We start from the raw sequence: 20,070 nt of genomic DNA on the forward strand, positions 1-20,070 counted from the left end.
GCGTGAACGCTCCCCTGCGTCCTCGTCATGGGAACTGGCATCCTGGCTGCCGGCATCCCAACGGATAGCCGCAGCAGTTCGGGGGGATAGGGGGAGGCAATGCCTCGCTGGAGGGCGCTACCGGAGGAACTCGATCCGCAAGTGCGGGAGTTCGCCGGGCAGTTACGCAGGCAGGTGGAGCGCAGCGGGCTGAGCATATCGGCCCTTGCGGACCGCACGGGCTACAGCAAGACGTCGTGGGAGAGGTACCTCAACGGCCGGCTGCTGCCGCCGCAGCGCGCGGTGGTGGCGCTGGCCGAGGTGACGGGCGCGCACACCGGCCATCTCACGACCATGTGGGAGCTGGCCGAACGGGCCTGGAGCCGTTCGGAGATGCGGCACGACGTCACGATGGAGGCGATCCGGGTCGCCCAGGCGCGGGCCGCACTCGGCGAGTTCGGCCCGGCGCCGGACGAACCGAAGGGTGGCCTCGGGGACTTGGGCAAGCGGTCGGTGGCCGCCGCCCCGGCGGCGCCGGCCCCCGAGGCGCCGCCTCTCGACGTGCCCGAGGCGCCTGCCGCAGGGGAAGTGCCCGACGCACCCGGCGCGCCCGAAGCGCCCACCGCGCCGAGACTCCCGCACCAGCGAGGCGGCGGCTCCCCGGCCCTGGGCGCGCACCCCGCGCCCTCCATACCCCCGACGCCCGCCCCGCCCGTCTCGCCGCCCACAGCACCGCCCACAGCGCCGCCCGCCGCCGGGCCCGACCCGGAGCGCCGCCGCCGCATCACGATGTTCGTGACCGGCGTCGTCGGGGCGCTGCTGCTGATCGCCGCTGCCGTGCTGCTGCTCGGTGGCGGGGACGGCGGGCAGCGGGCGGAGCCCGCGCCCGCGCCCACCCACTCGCAGGCGCCCGACCTGCCGGCCGGCGTGAAGTGCAGCGGCGCCGGCTGCACGGGCAAGGACCCCGAGGAGATGGGCTGCGGCGGCACGCACGCCACGACCCCGTCCCGGGGTGTCATGGGCGGCGCGCTGATCGAGGTCCGGTACAGCAAGGTCTGCGGTACCGCCTGGGCCCGGCTCACGGGCGGCGCGCAGGGCGACCGCGCCACCGTCACCTCCGGCGGGCGTACGGAGGAGGCGAAGGCGGGCCGGGACGGCTCGGCGTACACCGCGATGGTGCAGGTCAGCGGCGCGCCGGAGAAGGTCAGGGCGTGCGGCACGACGAACGCGGGCTACCAGAGCTGCACCGAACCGGAAGCCGCTCCGGCGACCGGCTCGGCACCGGCCACCGCGTCCTGACCGCGCCCGGCGCGGGCCGTGTTGGTCCGTTCGGGCGTTCCGCGGAACCGTGGGCATGACCCGGCCGGAACGGGGCAGGCGCCCGTTCGACCCCCCACGGGTGTGGCACCGCCCGGCGGCCGCTCGCGCTCCCCTCCTTGTCGCGGGCGGCCGCTCTCCGTCCGCCGGGGGGCCGGTCGCGCGTCTTCGGGCAGGCGGCCGGTGACCTGCGAAGTGACGGCCGGTGAGGAGTTACACACCGGCCTGTCACCGGTGGGGCGCCGCCGTCCGATAGCCTGACGCCGGGTCTCTTGATACCGAGATACATCGAGGGGCTCCGTATACATGGGCAGGGACACCCACCGCCCACCGCAACATGGTGGCTCTGGGGCTCGCCCCCAGAAAAAACACGCCGCAGGAGATCGCCATGACCCGCACTCCCGTCAATGTCACCATCACCGGCGCCGCCGGCCAGATCGGCTACGCACTCCTCTTCCGCATCGCTTCCGGTCACCTCCTCGGTGCCGATGTGCCGGTCAAGCTGCGCCTCCTGGAGATCCCGCAGGGCCTGAAGGCCGCCGAGGGCACCGCGATGGAGCTCGACGACTGTGCCTTCCCGCTGCTCCAGGGCATCGAGATCACCGATGACCCGAACGTCGCCTTCGACGGCGCGAACGTCGCCCTGCTGGTCGGCGCCCGCCCCCGTACCAAGGGCATGGAGCGCGGTGACCTGCTGGAGGCCAACGGCGGCATCTTCAAGCCGCAGGGCAAGGCCATCAACGACCACGCGGCGGACGACATCAAGGTCCTGGTCGTCGGCAACCCGGCCAACACCAACGCGCTGATCGCCCAGGCGGCCGCGCCGGACGTACCGGCCGAGCGGTTCACCGCGATGACCCGCCTGGACCACAACCGTGCGCTCTCGCAGCTCTCGAAGAAGACCGGCGTGCCGGTCTCCGAGATCAAGAAGCTCACGATCTGGGGCAACCACTCCGCGACCCAGTACCCGGACATCTTCCACGCCGAGGTCGCCGGCAAGAACGCCGCCGAGGTCGTCAACGACGAGCAGTGGCTGGCCGACGAGTTCATCCCGACCGTCGCCAAGCGCGGTGCGGCGATCATCGAGGCCCGTGGCGCCTCCTCGGCCGCCTCGGCCGCGAACGCCGCCATCGACCACGTCCACACCTGGGTGAACGGCACCGCCGCCGGCGACTGGACCTCGATGGGTATCCCCTCGGACGGCTCCTACGGCGTGCCGGAGGGCATCATCTCCTCCTTCCCGGTCACCACCAAGGACGGCAAGTACGAGATCGTCCAGGGCCTGGAGATCAGCGACTTCTCCCGCACCCGCATCGACGCCTCGGTGCAGGAGCTGGTCGAGGAGCGCGACGCGGTCCGCGGCCTGGGCCTGATCTGATCCGTTCCCCCTCGGGGGACGGCGCGAGCCCGTACCGCTCACTTCACGGTGAGCGGTACGGGCTCGCTGTTTTTCCCCCGGCTCCAGCCGTCTTCGCACCCCGCTGTAGAGGACACCGATCCGCCAAAACGGGACAAGCTTGGGTAACTCAACAGTAAATCCGTGACTCCAGTCACCTTCCGTGAAGTTTTGCGCATGAGGACCGCATAAGAGGGGAGGGGTCGATGTTGCTGGTGTGAACCAGCGGCACCAAACGGCAAGTGCAAGTGGAAGGCTGAGCGGACGTGTCGGCAATCGAGACCATTCACGTAGACGGGGTGTGGCGCGCCGCCGCATCCGACGCCACGCGGGAGGTCCTCGACCCCGCCGACGCGACGGTGCTGGCGACCGTGTCGGAAGGCGGCGTCGAGGACGTGGACGCGGCGGTCGCCGCCGCGTCCCGGGCATTCGGCGGCGGGGCCGGTGAGTGGCCGCGCACGGCCGCCGCCGAGCGGGCCGCGCTGCTGCGCCGCGTCGCGGATCTCCTGCAGCGGGACCGCGAGGAGATCGCGCTGATCGAGAGCCGGGACACCGGCAAGACCCTGGAGGAGGGCCGGGTCGACGTCGATGACGTGACCAATGCCTTCCGGTACTTCGCCGACCTCGTGATGAACGAGAGCGGCGGCCGGGTCGTGGACGCGGGCAGCGAGGACGTGCACAGCGTCGTCGTGTACGAGCCCGTCGGCGTCTGCGCGATGATTACGCCCTGGAACTACCCCCTGCTGCAGGTGAGCTGGAAGGTCGCCCCCGCGCTGGCGGCCGGCAACACCTTCGTGGTCAAGCCCAGCGAGGTCACCCCGCTGTCCACCGTGCACCTGGTGAAGCTGCTGGTGGAGGCCGGTCTGCCGACCGGTGTCGCCAACATCGTCACCGGCGCCGGCGTCCCCGTCGGCCAGCGCCTCGCCGAGCACCCGGACGTGGACCTGTTCTCCTTCACCGGTGGGCTGGTCAGCGGTACGAAGGCCGGTGCGGCCGCCGTGTCCGGTGCGAAGAAGGTCGCGCTGGAGCTGGGCGGCAAGAACCCCAATGTGGTGTTCGCCGACGCCTGCTCCACGGACGAGGAGTTCGACACCGCCGTCGACCAGGCGCTGAACGCCGCCTTCATCCACAGCGGCCAGGTCTGCTCGGCCGGTGCCCGCCTGATCATCCAGGCGTCGGTCAAGGACCGCTTCGTCGCCGAACTGGCCCGCCGCGCCGAGCGCATCAAGCTCGGCCGGGGCACCGAAGAGGGCGTCGAGTGCGGCCCGCTCGTCTCCCAGCAGCAGCTCGACAAGGTCGAGGCGTACGTCGAGTCCGCGCTCAAGGAAGGCGCCCGGCTGCGCTGCGGCGGCTCGCGCCCCAAGCCGAGCGACGTCCGCCCCGAGGGCGGCTACTTCTACCAGCCGACCATCCTGGACCAGTGCCACCGCGGCATGAAGGTGGTCCGCGAGGAGACCTTCGGGCCGATCCTCACGGTGGAGACCTTCACCACCGAGGACGAGGCCGTCGAGCTCGCCAACGACACCGAGTACGGCCTGGCCGGCGCGGTGTGGTCCGGTGACACCGCACGCGCCCGCCGGGTCGCTGCCCGGCTGCGCCACGGCACCGTCTGGATCAACGACTACCACCCCTACCTCCCGCAGGCGGAGTGGGGCGGCATGGGCAAGTCCGGCGTCGGCCGCGAGCTGGGCCCGGCCGGTCTGGACGAGTACCGCGAGAGCAAGCACATCTACGAGAACCTGCGCCCGGAGCCGGTGCGCTGGTTCGCGGGCTGACGAGCCCGCGGTGACCGGGCGGGCAGCGGCACCCCGCACCCGCCCGGCCACCCCGCAGCCCGCCTCTCGAAGCGGGCCCGGCCGCACCCCACCCGGCAGGCCAGGCCCGCCCCTGTACCTCCCGGCCGCAATGAAGCGGCCCAGCGGATCCGCAGCCCCGCCGAGCGCACCCGCTCCGAAGCACTGCGCACCCGCTCGAACTTTGGAAAACACAAGGAGCTACCCATGTCTCCCGCAGCAGCGAAGAAGATGTCCGCGGACTATGTGATCGTCGGCGGTGGCACCGCAGGATCGGTGATCGCCTCCCGCCTGACCGAGGACCCCGACGTCACCGTCGCCGTCATCGAGGGCGGCCCGTCCGACATCGACCGCGAGGACGTGCTGACGCTGCGCAAGTGGCTCGGCCTGCTCGGCGGCGAGCTGGACTACGAGTACACGACCACCGAGCAGCCGCGCGGCAACTCGCACATCCTGCACAGCCGCGCCAAGGTCCTCGGCGGCTGCTCGTCGCACAACACGCTGATCTCCTTCAAGCCGCTGCCGTCCGACTGGGACGAGTGGGAAGAGGCGGGCGCCACCGGCTGGAACGCCAAGGCGATGGACCCGTACTTCGGCAAGCTCCGCAACAACATCGTGCGGGTGGCCAAGAAGGACCAGAACCAGATCGCCACGGACTGGATCGAGGCCGTCAAGGACGCCCTGGACGTCCCCGAGGTCGTCGGCTTCAACGACCAGCCCTTCGAGGAGGGCGTCGGCTTCTTCGACCTCTCCTACCACCCGGAGAACAACAAGCGTTCCTCCGCCTCGGTGGCCTACCTGCACCCGCACATGGAGGCCGGTGACCGGCCGAACCTGACGCTGCTGCTGGAGACCTGGGCGTACAAGCTGGAGCTGGACGGCACCACCGCCAAGGGCGTCCACGTCCGCACCAAGGACGGCGAGGAGATCTACCTGGAGGCCGGCCGCGAGGTGCTGGTCTGCGCCGGCGCGGTGGACACCCCGCGGCTGCTGATGCACTCCGGCATCGGTCCGAAGAAGGACCTGGAGGCGCTGGGCATCGAGTGCGTGCTCGACCTGCCGGGCGTCGGTGAGAACCTGATCGACCACCCCGAGTCGGTCATCGTCTGGGAGACCAACGGACCGCTCCCGGGCAACTCCGCGATGGACTCCGACGCGGGCCTCTTCGTGAAGCGGGACCCGGACCACAAGGGCCCGGACCTGATGTTCCACTTCTACCAGATCCCCTTCACCGACAACCCCGAGCGGATGGGCTACGAACGCCCCGAGCACGGCGTGTCGATGACCCCGAACATCCCCAAGTCGCGTGCACGCGGCCGCCTCTACTTGACCTCCGCCGACCCCGAGGTCAAGCCCGCGCTGGACTTCAAGTACTTCGAGGACGAGGGCGACTACGACGGGCAGACCCTCGTCGACGGCATCAAGCTGGCGCGCAAGGTCGCGCAGTCCGAGCCGTTCGCCAAGTGGCTCAAGCGCGAGGTCTTCCCCGGCCCCGACGTCACCGACGACGCGGAGATCAGCGAGCTGGTCCGCAAGGCCGCGCACACCGTGTACCACCCCGCCGGCACCTGCAAGATGGGTGCCGTCGACGACGAACTCGCCGTTGTCGACCCGCAGTTGAAGATCCGCGGTCTGAACGGTATCCGTATCGCGGACGCGTCCGTCTTCCCGACGATGCCCGCCGTGAACCCGATGATCGGCGTGCTGATGGTGGGGGAGAAGTGCGCCGAAATTCTCACCGAGACCCCGACCCAGGGAGGTGATGCGTGATGGCCAGCACCGTCGTCGACGCATCCGGCACCGAGAAGTCCACCGCCACGCCCACCGGTACGCAGACGGAGCAGGACGCGGTCTTCGCGGTCCGCCACCTGTGGAAGGTCTTCGGACCCAAGGCCGAGAAGGTGCCCGAGGACGCCTCCCTCGCCGAGCTGTCCGCGCAGGAGCTGCGCGAGAAGACCGGCTGCACCGCCGCCGTCCGTGACGTCTCCTTCGACGTCAAGAAGGGCGAGGTCTTCGTCGTCATGGGCCTCTCCGGCTCCGGCAAGTCCACCCTGGTCCGCTGCCTGACCCGGCTCATCGAGCCGACCAGCGGCGACCTGGAGATGGACGGCGAGGACGTGCGCGGCATGGACCGGTCCGGGCTGCGCGAGCTGCGCCGGCACCGCGCCGCCATGGTCTTCCAGCACTTCGGCCTGCTGCCGCACCGCTCGGTGCTGGACAACGTCGCGTACGGGCTGGAGATCCAGGGCGTCGGCAAGGCCGAGCGCCGCGCCCGGGCCATGGAGACGGTCGAGAAGGTCGGCCTCGGCGGCCTGGAGCAGCGCAAGCCCGGCCAGCTCTCCGGCGGTCAGCAGCAGCGCGTCGGCCTGGCCCGCGCGCTCACCGTGGACCCCGAGATCCTGCTCTTCGACGAGCCCTTCAGCGCGCTGGACCCGCTCATCCGGCGTGACATGCAGGAGGAGGTCATCCGCCTGCACAAGGAGGAGGGCCGCACGATGGTCTTCATCACCCACGACCTCGCCGAGGCCCTGCTGCTCGGCGACCGCATCGCCCTGATGCGCGACGGGAAGATCGTCCAGCTCGGTACCCCCGAGGAGATCGTCGGCTCGCCGGCCGACGAGTACGTCCGGGACTTCGTCCGCGACGTGCCCCGCGAGCAGGTGCTGACCGTACGCCGCGCCATGCGGCCCGCCGAGTCCGGCGAGGCAGACGAGGGCGCCGCGCTCACCCCCGACACGCTGATCTCCGACGCCATCGAGGCCGTGGCGCGCTCCGGCGGCGCGGCACGCGTCGTCGAGAACGGCCGCTGCCTGGGCATCGTGGACCACGCCTGCCTGCTCAACGTCGTCGCCCGGCTCGACGAAGAGGCGCCGGACGACGGGAAGGCGGCCGCCTGATGCATCCCCCCACCGTCCCCACCGTTCCCGTGACGCTGAATCTGAGAGCCCGCCCCGCGGCCGCCCGGCCGCTGACCCTGCGGGGGCTGCGCGCAGCGGCCCGCCGGTACTGGCACGAGGCGCAGCGCGCCGCCGCGCTGAACGTGCCCACCGGTACCGCGAAGCGGGGGCGCGTGTGAGCGCCGCCACGACCAGCCCCGCCACGACCGCACCGGGCACCTCCTCCCAGGGCCCGTCCCGCGTCGCCACCTCCCTCCGCCACGGTGCCCTCGGCAAGCTGCTGATCCTCGCCGTCGCCGCGGCTGTCCTCGTCCCCCTCGTGAACGCCAAGTGGGCGAGCGGTGTCTGGCCGCACGCGCTGACCGTCGACCTCTCCGGTCCGTTCGGCGACGCCAGCACCTGGATCGTGAACAACCGCGATTCGCACTGGTTCTTCGTCTACTTCCTCGGCCACCTCTCCAACGGCGTGGTCGTCTCCGTACGCGCCGTCTACCTCTGTCTCCTCGCGCTCGGCTGGACCGGCGTGACCGCGCTGGTCACCCTCGTCGCCTGGCGCGTGGCGGGCCTGCGCATCGCCGCGACCGCCCTGGTATCGCTGCTGGTCAGCGGCGTGCTCGGGATGTGGGTACCGACCATGCAGACCATCGCGCTGATGGTCGTCTCGGTGCTCGTCTCGATCGCCGTGGGCGCGCTGCTCGGCCTCGCCGGCGGCCTCTCGGACCGGATGTTCCGGCTGCTGCGGCCGGTGCTGGACACCATGCAGGTGCTGCCGGCCTTCGCGTACCTGCTGCCGTTCGTCATGGTCTTCGGCATCGGCGTCCCCGCGGCGCTGCTCGCCACCGTGATCTACGCGGCCCCGCCGATGGCCCGGCTGACCGCGCTCGGCCTGCGCGGCGCCGACGCCGGCGTGCTGGAGGCCGTCGCCTCCCTCGGCGCCACCGGCAAGCAGCGGCTGCTGACCGCCCGGCTGCCGCTGGCCCGCAAGGAGCTGCTGCTCGGCGTCAACCAGACGATCATGATGGCGCTGTCCATGGTCGTCATCGCCTCGATGATCGGCGCGGCCGGCCTCGGTGACCGCGTGTACCAGGCGCTGGCCTCCGTCGACGTCGGCGCCGCGCTGGCCGCCTCCATCCCGATCGTGCTGCTGGCCATCGTCATGGACCGCACCACCGCCAAGGCCGGCGAGCGGCTCGGCGCCGGCCAGGCCGGCGGCCCGGCCTGGCTGCGCGGCCGCTTCGTCTGGCCCGCCCTCGCCGTCGTGACCGCGCTCGCGGCCGTCGTGGGCCGGCTCACCGGCTCGCTGGTCTGGCCGACCGCCTCGGTGGTCGACATCGCGCCGCCGGTCAATCAGTTCAAGGAGTGGATGGTGGACCACCTCTACTCCGGCATCCCCGTCGTCGGCGGCACCGCCGACTGGGCCGCTGGCTTCACCTCCTGGGTGCTCAACCCGCTGCGCGACGGCCTGACCGCGCTGCCCTGGTGGGGCGCGCTGCTGATCGTCGCGGCGCTGGCCTGGCTGATCGGCACGTGGCGCACCGCGCTGACCGCCACGCTCGCGCTCGCCGTCATCGGCGTGCTGGGCGTCTGGGTGCCGTCCATGAACACCCTCTCGCAGGTGCTCGCCGCCCTGGTGGTCACGCTGGTCGTCGGCGTCGGCGTGGGTGTGCTCGCGGCCGGCAGCGCCCGTATGGAGAAGATCCTGCGGCCGGTGCTGGACGTCTGCCAGACCATGCCGCAGTTCGTGTACCTGATCCCGGTGGTCGCGCTGTTCGGCGTGGGCCGCGCCCCGGCCGCCGCGGCGGCCGTCGTCTACGCGCTGCCCGCCGTCATCCGCATCACCACCCAGGGCCTGCGCCAGGTCAGCCCCGCCGCCATGGAGTCCGCGCAGTCGCTCGGCGCGACCCGCTGGCAGCAGCTCCGCCAGGTGCAGCTCCCGCTGGCCCGGCCCGCGCTGCTGCTGGCCGTCAACCAGGGCGTCGTCCTCGTCCTCGCCGTCGTCATCATCGGCGGCCTGGTGGGCGGTGGCGCGCTCGGCTACGACGTCGTCACCGGCCTGTCCACCGGCGACCTGGGCCTCGGCATGATCGCCGGTATCGCCATCGTCTGCCTCGGCCTGATGCTCGACCGGGTGACGCAGCCGACGGACCGCCGCGCGGGGAAGGGAGCCTGACCGTGATGCTCACGCGCAAGCGCACCACGGCCGTCGGCGCGGCCGCGCTGACCGGCACCGTGCTGCTGGCCCTCAGCGGCTGCGGCAAGGCCGACATGACCAAGCAGACGTCGCCGTTCGCGGCGGCCGCCGGTACCAAGACGGTGACCCTCTCCACGCAGACGTGGGTGGGCGCGCAGTCCAATGTCGCGGTCGCCAAGTACCTGCTGGAGCACGAGCTGGACTACCGGGTCGACACCGTTCAGGTGGACGAGACCCCGGCCTGGGACGCGCTCAGCCAGGGCCGCGTCGACGCGATCATGGAGGACTGGGGCCACCCCACCCAGGAGAAGCTGTACGTCGACGACAAGAAGACCATCGTCCCCGGCGGTGACCTGGGCGTGGACGGCCACATCGGCTGGTGGGTCCCCAAGTACTTCGCGGACAAGCACCCGGACGTACTGAACTGGAAGAACCTCGACAAGTACGCCGACCAAATGAAGACCGCCGAGAGCGGCGACAAGGGCCAGCTCATGGACGGCTCGCCGTCCTATGTCACCAATGACAAGGCGCTGGTGAAGAACCTCAAGCTGAATTACGAGGTCGTCTTCGCCGGCTCCGAGGCGGCCCAGATCACGCAGATGCAGCAGTTCGCCAAGGAGAAGAAGCCCTTCCTGACGTACTGGTACGCGCCGCACTGGCTCTTCAACCAGCTGCCGCTGAAGGAAGTCAAGCTTCCGAAGTACACGAAGGACTGCGCCGACAAGGGCACCAAGGATCCGACGACGATCGACTGTGCCTATCCGACGACGCCGCTGCAGAAGTTCTTCAACGCCGACTTCGCCAAGGGCAAGAGCTCGGCCGCGCAGTTCCTGAAGAATTTCAAGTGGACCACCAAGGACCAGAATTACGTCTCGGAGCTCATCGCCTCCCAGCACCTGCCCGCGGACGAAGCGGCCGCGCGCTGGGTGAAGAAGAACCCGGACGTCTGGCAGAAGTGGATGCCGAAGAAGTGACCCGCTGAAAAGCGGTTGTGCCGCGGCCGGGTATCCCTCACGGGGTGCCCGGCCGCCGCCATTCCGCGGCGGTCACCGCGTATTCGACATCCCCGTGCTCGGCCCCCGGCAGCGGATCCGCCCATTCCTCGTGGAACGTACGGATGTACCGCAGCCCGGATTTCTCCAGCACCCGCCGGGACCCGGCATTCACTGCCATCGTCGTGGCCGTCACCCGCACCACGCCCAGCTCCGTGAAGCCCCTGCTGAGCAGCGCCCGGGCGCCCTCCGTCGCGTACCCCTGCCCCCAGGCGGCGCGCCGCAGCCGGTACCCCAGCTCGGCCTCGTCCGTACGGCCCGCCCGCACGGGCCGGAATTCGAACCAGCCGAGAAACGCCGCGGTGGTCCTTTCCTCGGCGGCCCAGTATCCGAAAGCGGCGGGGCGCGCATAGCGCGTGACGAGCAGCTCGGGCGCCGGGTGGCCCCTGTCCAGGAATCGCATGACTTCGGGTTCGCCGTGCAATTGACGCAGATTGTCCAGGTCCGCCCCGGCGAAAGCGCGCAAACGCAGCCGTTCCGTCTCCAGTAAGACGTGCATCACAGCCCCCTACTCGCGCGTCACCCCCTGCTTAGCGGCATAGTAGGGCCCGCCCCTGAATGGGGTCATGACAAAAACAGCACAGCAGTTACCAGGGGGAGCAGGACCCATGCCATCCATACGCCGAACCGCAGCAGCCGCCGTGGCGGTCGCCGCGCTGCTCGTCACCGCCACCGCCTGCGGGCCCGAGGACACCAAGGCCGCGGGCCAGGACAGCGCGGCGCAGGCCGACGGGAAGCCGGACGGGATCGAGCTCCCCAACGGCCTGCCCAAGGACCTGGATTCGCTGAAGAAGTGGGAGCAGGGCGGCTGGAAGGACTGGGACAAGGAGACCTGGGCCCGGAAGGCGTCCGAATTCGCCAACCCGGTCATCAAGGACCTCTGGAAGCCGTCCCGCATGGCCAAGGCCGCGGACGCCCCCACGGTGACCACGCAGAGCGCCGGTTCCGGCGGTACGGGCGCCACCGATCCCGAGCCGCGCCCGGTGACCGCCCGGCAGGTCGAGCGCCCGTACCACCAGCACATGGCGCCCATCGGGAAGATCTTCTTCGACAGCCCCGACGGCCCGATGGTCTGCTCCGGCACCGTCGTCACCGACCCGGCCAACCCGGGCAAGTCCAACCTGGTGTGGACCGCGGGCCACTGCGTGCACTCCGGCCGGAACGGCGGCTGGATGCGCAACATCGTCTTCGTGCCCTCGTACAACGACAACGGGCTGCCCGCGAACCAGGTCTCCGCCTCCTCGCAGCAGAACGTCACCCCGTACGGCACCTGGTGGGCGGACTGGTCGCAGACCGCCTCGCAGTGGATCGACGGCGGCGGCCACAGCGGCAACGCCGCGTCCGCCTACGACTTCGCCGTGCTGCACGTGAAGCCGGAGAACGGCGGCGGCAAGTCCCTGGAGGAGACCGTCGGCGCCTCCGTACCGGTCTGGTTCGGCGCGCCCTCGGGCAGCGGGGTGACCGGCCTCAGCGGCGTCAAGGCGATCGGCTACCCGCAGGCCCCGCCCTACGACGGCGCGAAGATGATGAACTGCCTCGACCGGCCGGTGCGGCTGACGATGGCTCAGGGCACCCCCGCCATGCACTGGATCGGCTGCAGCATGACCGGCGGCACCTCCGGCGGCGGCTGGCTCACCGACCACAACGGCGAGCTCTCCCTGGTCTCCAACAGCTCCATCGGCTCGCGGGACCACACCTGGCTGGCCGGGCCGCACCTCGGCACCGAGGCGAAGGGCGTCTTCGACGCGATCAGCAAGAAGTACGCGGGGCAGTGACGCGCCGCGCGTGACGGCACGCAGGAGTCGCGGCCGCTTCCGTACGAGCCCGTACGGAAGCGGCCGCGCCCGCGTTCAGCCCGCCCGCAGCTCCGCCGCCACCCCGCGCAGCGTGTCCATGGCCCGGCGCTGCAGCCCACCGCCGAAGGTGACGCGGGAGGCGCCGGATGCGCCCAGCGCGCGCGGCGACGGGCCGCCCGGCAGCGCGATCGCGTTGACCGGCGCGCCGATGCCCTCCGCCAGGTCGGACAGCAGCTCCGGCGGCGCGAGGATCGGATACACGCAGTCGGCGCCCGCGGCGACGTACCGCAGCCCGCGCGCCACGGCCGGCGCGGCACCGCTCCCGCCGTGCAGGAAGGTGTCGATCCGGGCGTTGATCACCAGCGCGTCCCCGGCGACGGCCCGTACCTCGGCCAGCCACTCGGCCTGCTCCTCCGGATCGCGCAGGGTGCCGGTCGCCGCGTCCGAGTCCTCCAGATTGCAGCCCACCGCGCCCGCGTCCAGCAGCCGTTCGACCAGCTCCTTTGCGGGCAGGCCGTAGCCCGCCTCCACGTCGGCGCTGACCGGCACGTCCACGGCCCGGGTGATCCGGGCGATCGCGGCGAACATCTCGTCCGGCGGGGTGTGCCCGTCCCCGTACCCCAGCGACTCGCCGATCCCCGCGCTCGGCGTGGCCAGCGCCTCGAACCCGGCCTCCACGAAGACCCGCGCGCTCGCCGCGTCCCAGGGCCCCGGCAGCACGAGCGGGTCCTCCGACGCCCGGCGCAGATGCAGAGCGCGCAGCGCCGCGGCGCTCACGCGGAGGACTCCGGGGCCGGCCGGCGGCTCATGCCGGAGAGCTTCCCGGCGCTGACCGTAGCGGGCCCGCGCGCGCCGGCGTCGCCGCCGGCCGTCGTGTTCATCGTCATGCGTCCGACGCTACGACGCACCTGGCCGCTGGGTAGGGTCCTTCCCGGCTTTCGCCGCGGAATTCGTCCCCGGACCGGAGGCGACCGCCCGCCGTCCACCGAGGAGTTCACCATGACCGCGCGCCCCGTCACCCTCGTCACCGGCGGCAGCCGCGGCATCGGCGCCGCCACCTGCGTCCGGCTGGCCGCCGCGGGCCACGACCTGGCGCTGTCCTACGTCCAGGACGCCGGAGCCGCCGAGCGGACCGCCGAGGCGGTACGCGCCGCCGGAGCCCGCTGCGTCGTCGTCCGGGCCGACACCGCCGAAGAAGCCGACGTGGACCGGCTGTTCGACGCGGCGGCCGACCGGCTCGGACCGGTCACCGGACTGGTGAACAACGCGGGCGTGACCGGACCGCTCGGCAGGCTCGCCGACGCCGACACCGCCGTGCTCCGTCGCGTCCTGGACGTCAACGTCCTCGGCGCGCTGCTCTGCTGCCGCCGCGCCGCCCAGGTCATGGCCCCGCGCCGGACCGGGTCCATCGTCAACGTCTCCTCGGCGGCCGCCACCCTCGGCAGCCCCGGCGACTACGTCCACTACGCCGCCTCGAAGGCCGCCCTCGACGCCCTGACCGTCGGGCTCGCCAAGGAACTCGGCCCCGACGGCATCCGCGTCAACGCCGTGGCCCCCGGCATCACCGACACCGACATGCACGCCGCCATGGGCGCCCCGGACCGCGCGGCACAGGCGGCCCCCGGCATCCCCCTCGGCCGCGCCGGCGAGCCCGGCGAGATCGCCGCCGCCATCGCCTGGCTGCTCTCGCCGGACGCCTCGTACACCACGGGCACGGTCCTGCGGGTGTCCGGCGGACGGTGAGCCGCGGGCGCGCCGCCCGTGCGTCGAAGTGGGCCGGGGCGCCGGGCAGATGGCTCAGGCCGGTGTCCGGATCCTCGCTGCCGAGGCCGCCTGCGCGGCGCGCCCGGCCGCCCCCTAGGCTGGCGGGAGCACGACAATCGCTTCTACGGGGGACGACGAACCATGGCCGAAAAGGCACGGCGGAGGCTGCGGTCGAGCACGGTGATCCTGGGCGGGATGGGCGCGCTGGCCGCGGCCCTCACCTCCTGCGGCTCCGAGCCCGACAAGCGCTGTGTGGACCGCGGCAGTTACGACACGCTCAACGGATACCGCGTCGTCGATTCCAAGCACTGCACGAGTGGCAGTACGTCAGCGGGCAGGAGCGGCAAGAAGGGCAGCCGCGGCGGGTCGGTCGACGGCCAGTGGTACTACGACGCGGACGTCGACGGGCGCCACGCCGACTACGGCACATTCAGCAAGAGCCAGGCCGTGGACCGGGGCGGTTTCGGCTGCTCGGGTTCGGCCGGCGGCTGAGCGGGCGCGGCGGCATGGAACGGCACACCATCGAGCCCCGCCCCGGCTGGCAGCAGACCGTCGAGGCACAGGGCCTGATCTACCCGCTGACCCGGTACCCGGACGGCTCGCTGCGCCCGTACTGGGACGAGAGCGCGTACTACTCCTTCACGCTGCCCGAGGTCGAGGCGCTGGAGGAGGTCGTCGAGGAACTGCACGGCATGTGCCTGGCCGCGGCGGCGCACATCGTCGAGCACGACCGCTTCGCCGATCTCGGCATCGATGACCCGCGGCTGGCCGGCCTGATCGCCGAGGCGTGGCGGCGCAGGGACGAACTGCCCTCCCTTTACGGCCGGTTCGATCTGCACTACGACGGCACCGGGCCGGCGAAGATGCTGGAGTACAACGCCGACACGCCCACCTCGCTGGTCGAGGCGGCGAGTCCGCAGTGGTTCTGGATGGAGGACCGGTTCCCCGGCGCCGACCAGTGGAACTCGCTCCACGAGCGGCTGGTCGAGGCATGGCGGCGGCAGGCGAAGCTGCTGCCGCCCGGCGCGCCGCTGCACTTCGCGCACTCCGCGGGGGACGAGCTGGGCGAGGACCTGATGACCGTCGCGTACCTCATGGAGACCGCGCAGCAGGCCGGGCTGGAGACCGTCGCGATCTCCGTGGAGGACATCGGCTGGGACCGCCTCGCCGGCCGCTTCGTCGACCAGCGGCTGAAGTTCATGCGGGCCTGCTTCAAGCTGTACCCGTGGGAGTGGCTGGCCACCGACCGGTTCGGTCCGCACGTCCTGGACACGCTCGACAACGGCGGCGGCACCGGTACCACGCTGTGGATCGAGCCCGCGTGGAAGATGCTGCTGTCCAACAAGGCGCTGCTCGCGATCCTCTGGGAGCTGTACCCGGGCCATCCGAACCTCCTCCCGGCGTACCTGGACGGCCCGCGCGAACTCGCGGACGCGGCGGGGTACGTCGCCAAGCCGCTGCTCGGCCGGGAGGGGGCCGGCGTCACGGTCCACCGGGCCGGCGCCGAGCCGGTGGTACGCGACGAACCCTGCTGCTACCAGGAACTGGCCCCGCTTCCCGACTTCGACGGCAACCACGTCGTCCTCGGTGCCTGGGTCGTCGAGGACGAGGCGGCCGGGCTCGGGATCCGGGAGTCCGCCGGGCTGATCACGGACGAGTACGCGCGCTTCCTGCCGCATGTGATCCTGTAGGAGCGCGGCCCCGCGGCCCGCACCGTCACCGGGCGGGCACGTCGCGTAGTCGGCCCCGGGGCTTGTCCTACCTATCGGTATTCCCACCGGCGGCCAGGACGCCCCGCGGACCTGAGAGAATAAGTGCCATGGCTCTCGATCGTCCGCGTGTGCTCTCCGGTATCCAGCCCACCGCCGGCTCCTTCCACCTCGGCAACTACCTCGGCGCCGTCCGCCAGTGGGTAGCGCTCCAGGAGTCCCACGACGCCTTTTACATGGTCGTGGACCAGCACGCGATCACCGTGCCGCAGGACCCGAAGGAGCTGCGCGCGAACACCCGCGTGGCGGCCGCCCAGCTTCTCGCGGCCGGGCTGGACCCGGAGCGCTGCACCCTCTTCGTCCAGAGCCACGTCCCCGAGCACGCGCAGCTCGCCTGGGTGCTGAACTGCATCACGGGCTTCGGCGAGGCGTCCCGCATGACCCAGTTCAAGGACAAGTCGGCCAAGCAGGGCCAGGACCGCACGACGGTCGGCCTCTTCACGTATCCCGTGCTGATGGTCGCGGACATCCTGCTGTACCAGGCCGACCAGGTCCCGGTCGGCGAGGACCAGCGCCAGCACCTGGAGCTGACCCGCGACCTCGCGGACCGCTTCAACCAGCGCTTCGGTGACACCTTCACGATTCCGAACCCGTACATCGTGAAGGAGACCGCGAAGATCCAGGATCTTCAGGACCCGCTGATCAAGATGAGCAAGTCGGCGTCCTCGCCGAAGGGCATCATCGACCTGCTCGACGAGCCCAAGGTCACGGCCAAGAAGATCAAGAGCGCGGTGACCGACACGGACACGGTGATCCGCTTCGACCGCGAGGCCAAGCCGGGCGTGTCCAACCTGCTGACGATCCTCTCCACCCTCACCGGCACGGACATCCCGCAGCTCGAGAAGGACTACGAGGGCAAGATGTACGGCGCGCTCAAGACCGACCTCGCCGAGGTGATGGTCGACTTCGTCACACCCTTCCGGGACCGTACGAAGGAATACCTCGACGACCCCGAGACGCTGGACTCTGTCCTGGCCAAGGGCGCCGAGAAGGCCCGCGCGGTGTCCGCCGAGACGCTGGCCGCCACGTACGACCGGATCGGCTTCCTGCCGGCCAAGCACTGAGCGCCCGCCCGGATGCGCTCGCCGTAACGGCGGCGCACCCGGCACACTGGCATCCGGGGACACCATCCGTTTCAGGTGAGGAGAACGCAGTGGGGACCGTAACGCTCGGCGTTTCGATCGCGGTCCCGGAGCCGTACGGCCGCTTCCTCCAGGAGCAGCGCGCGCGCTTCGGGGACCCGGCCGCGCACGCCATCCCCACCCACGTCACCCTCCTCCCGCCCACCGAGGCCGACCCGGCGGACCTGCCGCGGATCGAGGAGTACCTCGCCGAGGTGGCGTCGGAGTTCCGGCCCTTCACGCTGCGTCTGAAGGGCACCGACACCTTCCGGCCGCTCTCGCCCGTCGTCTTCGTCAAGCTCGTCGACGGCAAGGCGGGCTGCACGGCCCTGCAGGAGCGCATCCGCGCCGCGTCCGGGCCGTGCGCCCGCGAGCTGCAGTTCCCGTACCACCCGCACGTCACCGTCGCGCACGGCACGTCCGAGGAGGCGATGGACCGGGCCCAGCGGGAGCTGGCGGACTTCGAGGCCGCCTGGACGATAGGCGGTTTCGCGCTGTACCAGCAGGGCGCCGACGGCGTGTGGCGGCTGGAGCGCAATTACCCTTTCGGCGCACCGGTCGGCGGCGTCCCGCGGCAGGCCGACCTCACCCGGCCGCCGGCCCCCTCCCGCTGACCCGCCGCGCGCTGGCGCGTCTGCGCCGTACGCGGCCATCCGGAGGCTAGTGTTCCGCCGGATGGGGGACAACGGCTCGGGAAGGGGTACCCGCGGCTCATGGAGTGGCTGACCAGGCTGCCGCTGATCGGACCCGCGGTGGTGTGGCTGATGCGCACCCACCTGTGGCGGGCGTACCAGCGGATGGACCGCGTGCACTGGACCCGGCTGGCCGCCGCCCTCACCTTCACCAGCTTCGTGGCGCTCTTCCCGCTGCTCACGGTCTCGGCGGCGATCGGCGCCGCGACGCTCACCGACGCGCAGCTCCGCCAGTTCCAGCACCAGCTCACCGAGCAGGTCCCCGGCATCGCCGGGCAGCTCGACGTCGGGGCGCTGGTGGACAACGCGGGCACGGTCGGGGTGATCGCCGGTGCCGCGCTGCTCTTTACGGGCGTGGGCTGGGTCCAGTCGCTGCGGGACTGCCTGCGCGCCGTCTGGGAGACCGACGACGAGGACGGCAACTTCTTCGTCGCCAAGGCCAAGGACGGCGCGCTGCTGCTGGGCCTGGGCGGGGTGGCGGTGGTCTCACTGGCCTGCTCGGCGTTCGCCTCGGCGGCGGTGGGCCGGGTGGCGGGGGCCATCGGCATCCCCGAGGACGGCGCGGGCAGCGTCCTGCTGACACTCGCGGGCTTCCTGATCGCCGTGCTCGCCGACTTCCTGCTGCTGGCGTACGTCCTGACCCAGCTCCCCGGCGCGGAGCCGCCACGGCGCGCCGTGGCCGTCGCGGCGCTGATCGGCGCGGTCGGCTTCGAGGTACTGAAGTACGCGCTCAGCGGCTATCTGCAGGGCGTCGCGGCGAAGAGCATGTACGGCGCGTTCGGCACCCCGATCGCGCTGCTGCTGTGGATCAACTTCACCGCGAAGCTGCTGGTCTTCTGCGCGGCCTGGACGGCCACCCAGGAGCCGGCCGACGAGCCGGTGGAGGTGCCGGCGGCGCCGCCGTCCGCGGGAGCGGCGGAGGACGCCGCCTGACGCCCTCCCCGCCCGTCAGGGACCGGCTCAGCGGCCGCGGCGCCGTACCAGCTCCGGCAGCGGCCAGCGGCGGTGCACCGCGAAGGCCACGCCGCCGAGGACGATCAGCGCGCCGCCCGCGATCCCCAGCGCGGCCCACGCGCCGCTCCGGCTGCCGTCGCTCTCCGTAGCGGCGAGGTGCGCCGCGCTCTTGCCGTGCGGCTTGCCGGCGCTGTGCTTGCCGGCGTCGCCCTCCTCGCTCTTCGGGCCGACCAGCCGCCCCACCGGCTCGACCTCGTCCCGCGCCGCGAACCCCCAGTCGAACAGCGCGGCGGTCTCCTTGTAGACCTCGTTCAGGTCCTTCTTGGCCGGGTTCATGACCGTGACGAGGAGGACCTTGTCGCCGCGCTGCGCGACGCCGGTGAAGGTCGAGCCCGCGTTCGTGGTGTTGCCGTTCTTCACGCCCGCGATGCCCTTGTACGGCTTCATGCCGAACGCGCCGGTCAGCAGCCGATTGGTGTTCTGTATGCCGAAGGCCGGGCGCTTCTTGCCCTTCTTCGCCTCGCCCGGGAACTGCGCGTACGCCGTCGAGCAGTACTCCCGGAAGTCCGCGTTCTGCAGCCCGGAGCGGGCGAACAGGCTCAGGTCGTACGCGCTGGAGACCTGCCCCTTCGCGTCATAGCCGTCCGGGGTGACGACGTGCGTGTCGTGCGCGTTCAGCTCGTCCGCGTGCGCCTGCATGTCGCGGACGGTCTGCTCGACGCCGTGGTTCATCGAGGCCAGGGTGTGCACCGCGTCGTTGCCGGAGCGCAGGAAGACGCCCAGCCACAGGTCGTGGACGGAGTAGGTCTGGTGCTCCTTTATGCCCACCAGGCTGCTGCCCTCGCCCATGCCCTCCAGGTCCTCGGGCTCGACCTTGTGCTGCTCGGTCTTGGGGAACTTCGGCAGCAGGGTGTCGGCGAAGAGCATCTTCAGCGTGGAGGCGGGCGGCAGCGGCCAGTGCGCGTTGTGCGCGGCGAGCACGTCCCCGGACTCCGGGTCGGAGACGATCCAGGAGCGCGCGGAGAGGCCCTTGGGCAGCTTCGGTGCGCCGTCCTTCAGCCGGACCTGCGTGCCGGGCTTCGCCAGCAGGTCGCCGCCGACGGCGGACATCGCGGCGGGCGGCGCGGGCGCCTTCGACTTCGTCGGCTTCACGTCGTCGGCGTGAGCGGGCGCGGCCACGGCCAGCGGCGCGGTCAGCGCGGCGCACACCAGGGCGGCGGCCGCGGTCCTGCGGGCGGCGCGGCGGCGGGCGGGGGACGGGGCGGGGGAGGGCGTGATCGTCGGCACGACGGTGAACGTACCCGCCGTGCCCGGCGCGGCCGCCGTCACCCCGCACGACGCGGCCCCTG

18 protein-coding genes are annotated in these 20,070 nt (G+C 71.7%); 15 read left to right on the forward strand and 3 right to left on the reverse strand.

The genetic code is table 11. The features are described from left to right. Positions 1 to 99: 99 nt before the first annotated feature. From IG84_RS0122120 to IG84_RS0122155, 8 genes are all read left to right on the forward strand, one after another. Positions 100 to 1,278, forward strand: a complete 1,179-nt coding sequence (locus tag IG84_RS0122120) for a helix-turn-helix domain-containing protein (RefSeq protein ID WP_031059931.1) — start codon at positions 100 to 102, stop codon at positions 1,276 to 1,278. Positions 1,279 to 1,684: 406 nt separating this feature from the next. Next, positions 1,685 to 2,674: a malate dehydrogenase gene (locus tag IG84_RS0122125; protein WP_031059936.1), complete on the forward strand. Its 990-nt coding sequence runs from the start codon at positions 1,685 to 1,687 to the stop codon at positions 2,672 to 2,674. Between the two features lie 284 nt (positions 2,675 to 2,958). Further along, positions 2,959 to 4,467: an aldehyde dehydrogenase family protein gene (locus IG84_RS0122130; RefSeq protein ID WP_031059941.1), complete on the forward strand. Its 1,509-nt coding sequence runs from the start codon at positions 2,959 to 2,961 to the stop codon at positions 4,465 to 4,467. A gap of 225 nt (positions 4,468 to 4,692) precedes the next feature. Further along, positions 4,693 to 6,255 (forward strand): GMC family oxidoreductase, encoded by a 1,563-nt coding sequence (locus IG84_RS0122135; RefSeq protein WP_031059946.1) that lies wholly within the window; start codon positions 4,693 to 4,695, stop codon positions 6,253 to 6,255. Further along, complete coding sequence (locus IG84_RS0122140; protein WP_031059950.1) at positions 6,255 to 7,382, forward strand: quaternary amine ABC transporter ATP-binding protein; 1,128 nt, start codon at positions 6,255 to 6,257, stop codon at positions 7,380 to 7,382. Before IG84_RS0122135 ends, IG84_RS0122140 begins: the two co-directional genes overlap by 1 nt. After that, complete coding sequence (locus tag IG84_RS0122145) at positions 7,382 to 7,561, forward strand: hypothetical protein (RefSeq protein ID WP_031059953.1); 180 nt, start codon at positions 7,382 to 7,384, stop codon at positions 7,559 to 7,561. The genes IG84_RS0122140 and IG84_RS0122145 overlap by 1 nt, the downstream gene beginning before the upstream one ends. After that, on the forward strand, positions 7,558 to 9,552 hold the full coding sequence (locus IG84_RS0122150; RefSeq protein WP_031059958.1) for an ABC transporter permease subunit: 1,995 nt from the start codon (positions 7,558 to 7,560) through the stop codon (positions 9,550 to 9,552). Before IG84_RS0122145 ends, IG84_RS0122150 begins: the two co-directional genes overlap by 4 nt. Before the next feature lie 5 nt (positions 9,553 to 9,557). Next, positions 9,558 to 10,547 carry an ABC transporter substrate-binding protein gene (locus IG84_RS0122155; RefSeq protein ID WP_031059963.1) on the forward strand — a complete coding sequence of 330 codons (990 nt, stop codon included), beginning with the start codon at positions 9,558 to 9,560 and terminating at the stop codon, positions 10,545 to 10,547. A gap of 37 nt (positions 10,548 to 10,584) precedes the next feature. Here IG84_RS0122155 and IG84_RS0122160 read toward each other — a convergent pair whose 3' ends face one another. Next, a complete protein-coding gene (locus tag IG84_RS0122160; RefSeq protein WP_031059966.1) occupies positions 10,585 to 11,124 on the reverse strand; it encodes a GNAT family N-acetyltransferase in 540 nt (179 codons plus the stop codon). A 109-nt stretch (positions 11,125 to 11,233) separates the two neighbouring features. Here IG84_RS0122160 and IG84_RS0122165 point away from each other — a divergent pair, with 109 nt between their 5' ends. Beyond that, entirely contained in the window at positions 11,234 to 12,400 is a 1,167-nt protein-coding gene (locus IG84_RS0122165; protein ID WP_031059968.1) for a trypsin-like serine peptidase, read from the forward strand. 75 nt (positions 12,401 to 12,475) lie between these two features. Here the strand turns inward: IG84_RS0122165 and IG84_RS0122170 are convergent, their stop codons facing one another. Then, positions 12,476 to 13,198 carry an isocitrate lyase/PEP mutase family protein gene (locus tag IG84_RS0122170; protein ID WP_031059971.1) on the reverse strand — a complete coding sequence of 241 codons (723 nt, stop codon included), beginning with the start codon at positions 13,196 to 13,198 and terminating at the stop codon, positions 12,476 to 12,478. A gap of 222 nt (positions 13,199 to 13,420) precedes the next feature. Between IG84_RS0122170 and IG84_RS0122180 the strand changes: the two genes are divergently transcribed. The 6 genes from IG84_RS0122180 to IG84_RS0122205 all read left to right on the forward strand — a co-directional run bounded on the left by IG84_RS0122180 (position 13,421) and on the right by IG84_RS0122205 (position 18,700). After that, on the forward strand, positions 13,421 to 14,164 hold the full coding sequence (locus tag IG84_RS0122180; protein WP_031059974.1) for an SDR family oxidoreductase: 744 nt from the start codon (positions 13,421 to 13,423) through the stop codon (positions 14,162 to 14,164). Positions 14,165 to 14,326: 162 nt separating this feature from the next. Then, a complete protein-coding gene (locus IG84_RS0122185; RefSeq protein WP_031059977.1) occupies positions 14,327 to 14,677 on the forward strand; it encodes a hypothetical protein in 351 nt (116 codons plus the stop codon). Positions 14,678 to 14,691: 14 nt separating this feature from the next. Further along, on the forward strand, positions 14,692 to 15,876 hold the full coding sequence (locus IG84_RS0122190; RefSeq protein WP_031059981.1) for a glutathionylspermidine synthase family protein: 1,185 nt from the start codon (positions 14,692 to 14,694) through the stop codon (positions 15,874 to 15,876). Between the two features lie 128 nt (positions 15,877 to 16,004). After that, complete coding sequence (gene trpS, locus IG84_RS0122195; protein WP_031059984.1) at positions 16,005 to 17,018, forward strand: tryptophan--tRNA ligase; 1,014 nt, start codon at positions 16,005 to 16,007, stop codon at positions 17,016 to 17,018. An 89-nt stretch (positions 17,019 to 17,107) separates the two neighbouring features. Then, positions 17,108 to 17,689, forward strand: a complete 582-nt coding sequence (locus tag IG84_RS0122200; protein ID WP_031059987.1) for a 2'-5' RNA ligase family protein — start codon at positions 17,108 to 17,110, stop codon at positions 17,687 to 17,689. Between the two features lie 99 nt (positions 17,690 to 17,788). After that, positions 17,789 to 18,700 (forward strand): YihY/virulence factor BrkB family protein, encoded by a 912-nt coding sequence (locus tag IG84_RS0122205; protein ID WP_051862216.1) that lies wholly within the window; start codon positions 17,789 to 17,791, stop codon positions 18,698 to 18,700. Between the two features lie 27 nt (positions 18,701 to 18,727). Here the strand turns inward: IG84_RS0122205 and IG84_RS0122210 are convergent, their stop codons facing one another. Continuing rightward, entirely contained in the window at positions 18,728 to 20,008 is a 1,281-nt protein-coding gene (locus tag IG84_RS0122210; protein WP_342668459.1) for a D-alanyl-D-alanine carboxypeptidase family protein, read from the reverse strand. Between the last annotated feature and the right edge of the window lie 62 nt (positions 20,009 to 20,070).

Origin of the sequence: Streptomyces ochraceiscleroticus, from assembly GCF_000720485.1 — a bacterium.
Lineage (GTDB): Bacteria > Actinomycetota > Actinomycetes > Streptomycetales > Streptomycetaceae > Streptomyces > Streptomyces ochraceiscleroticus.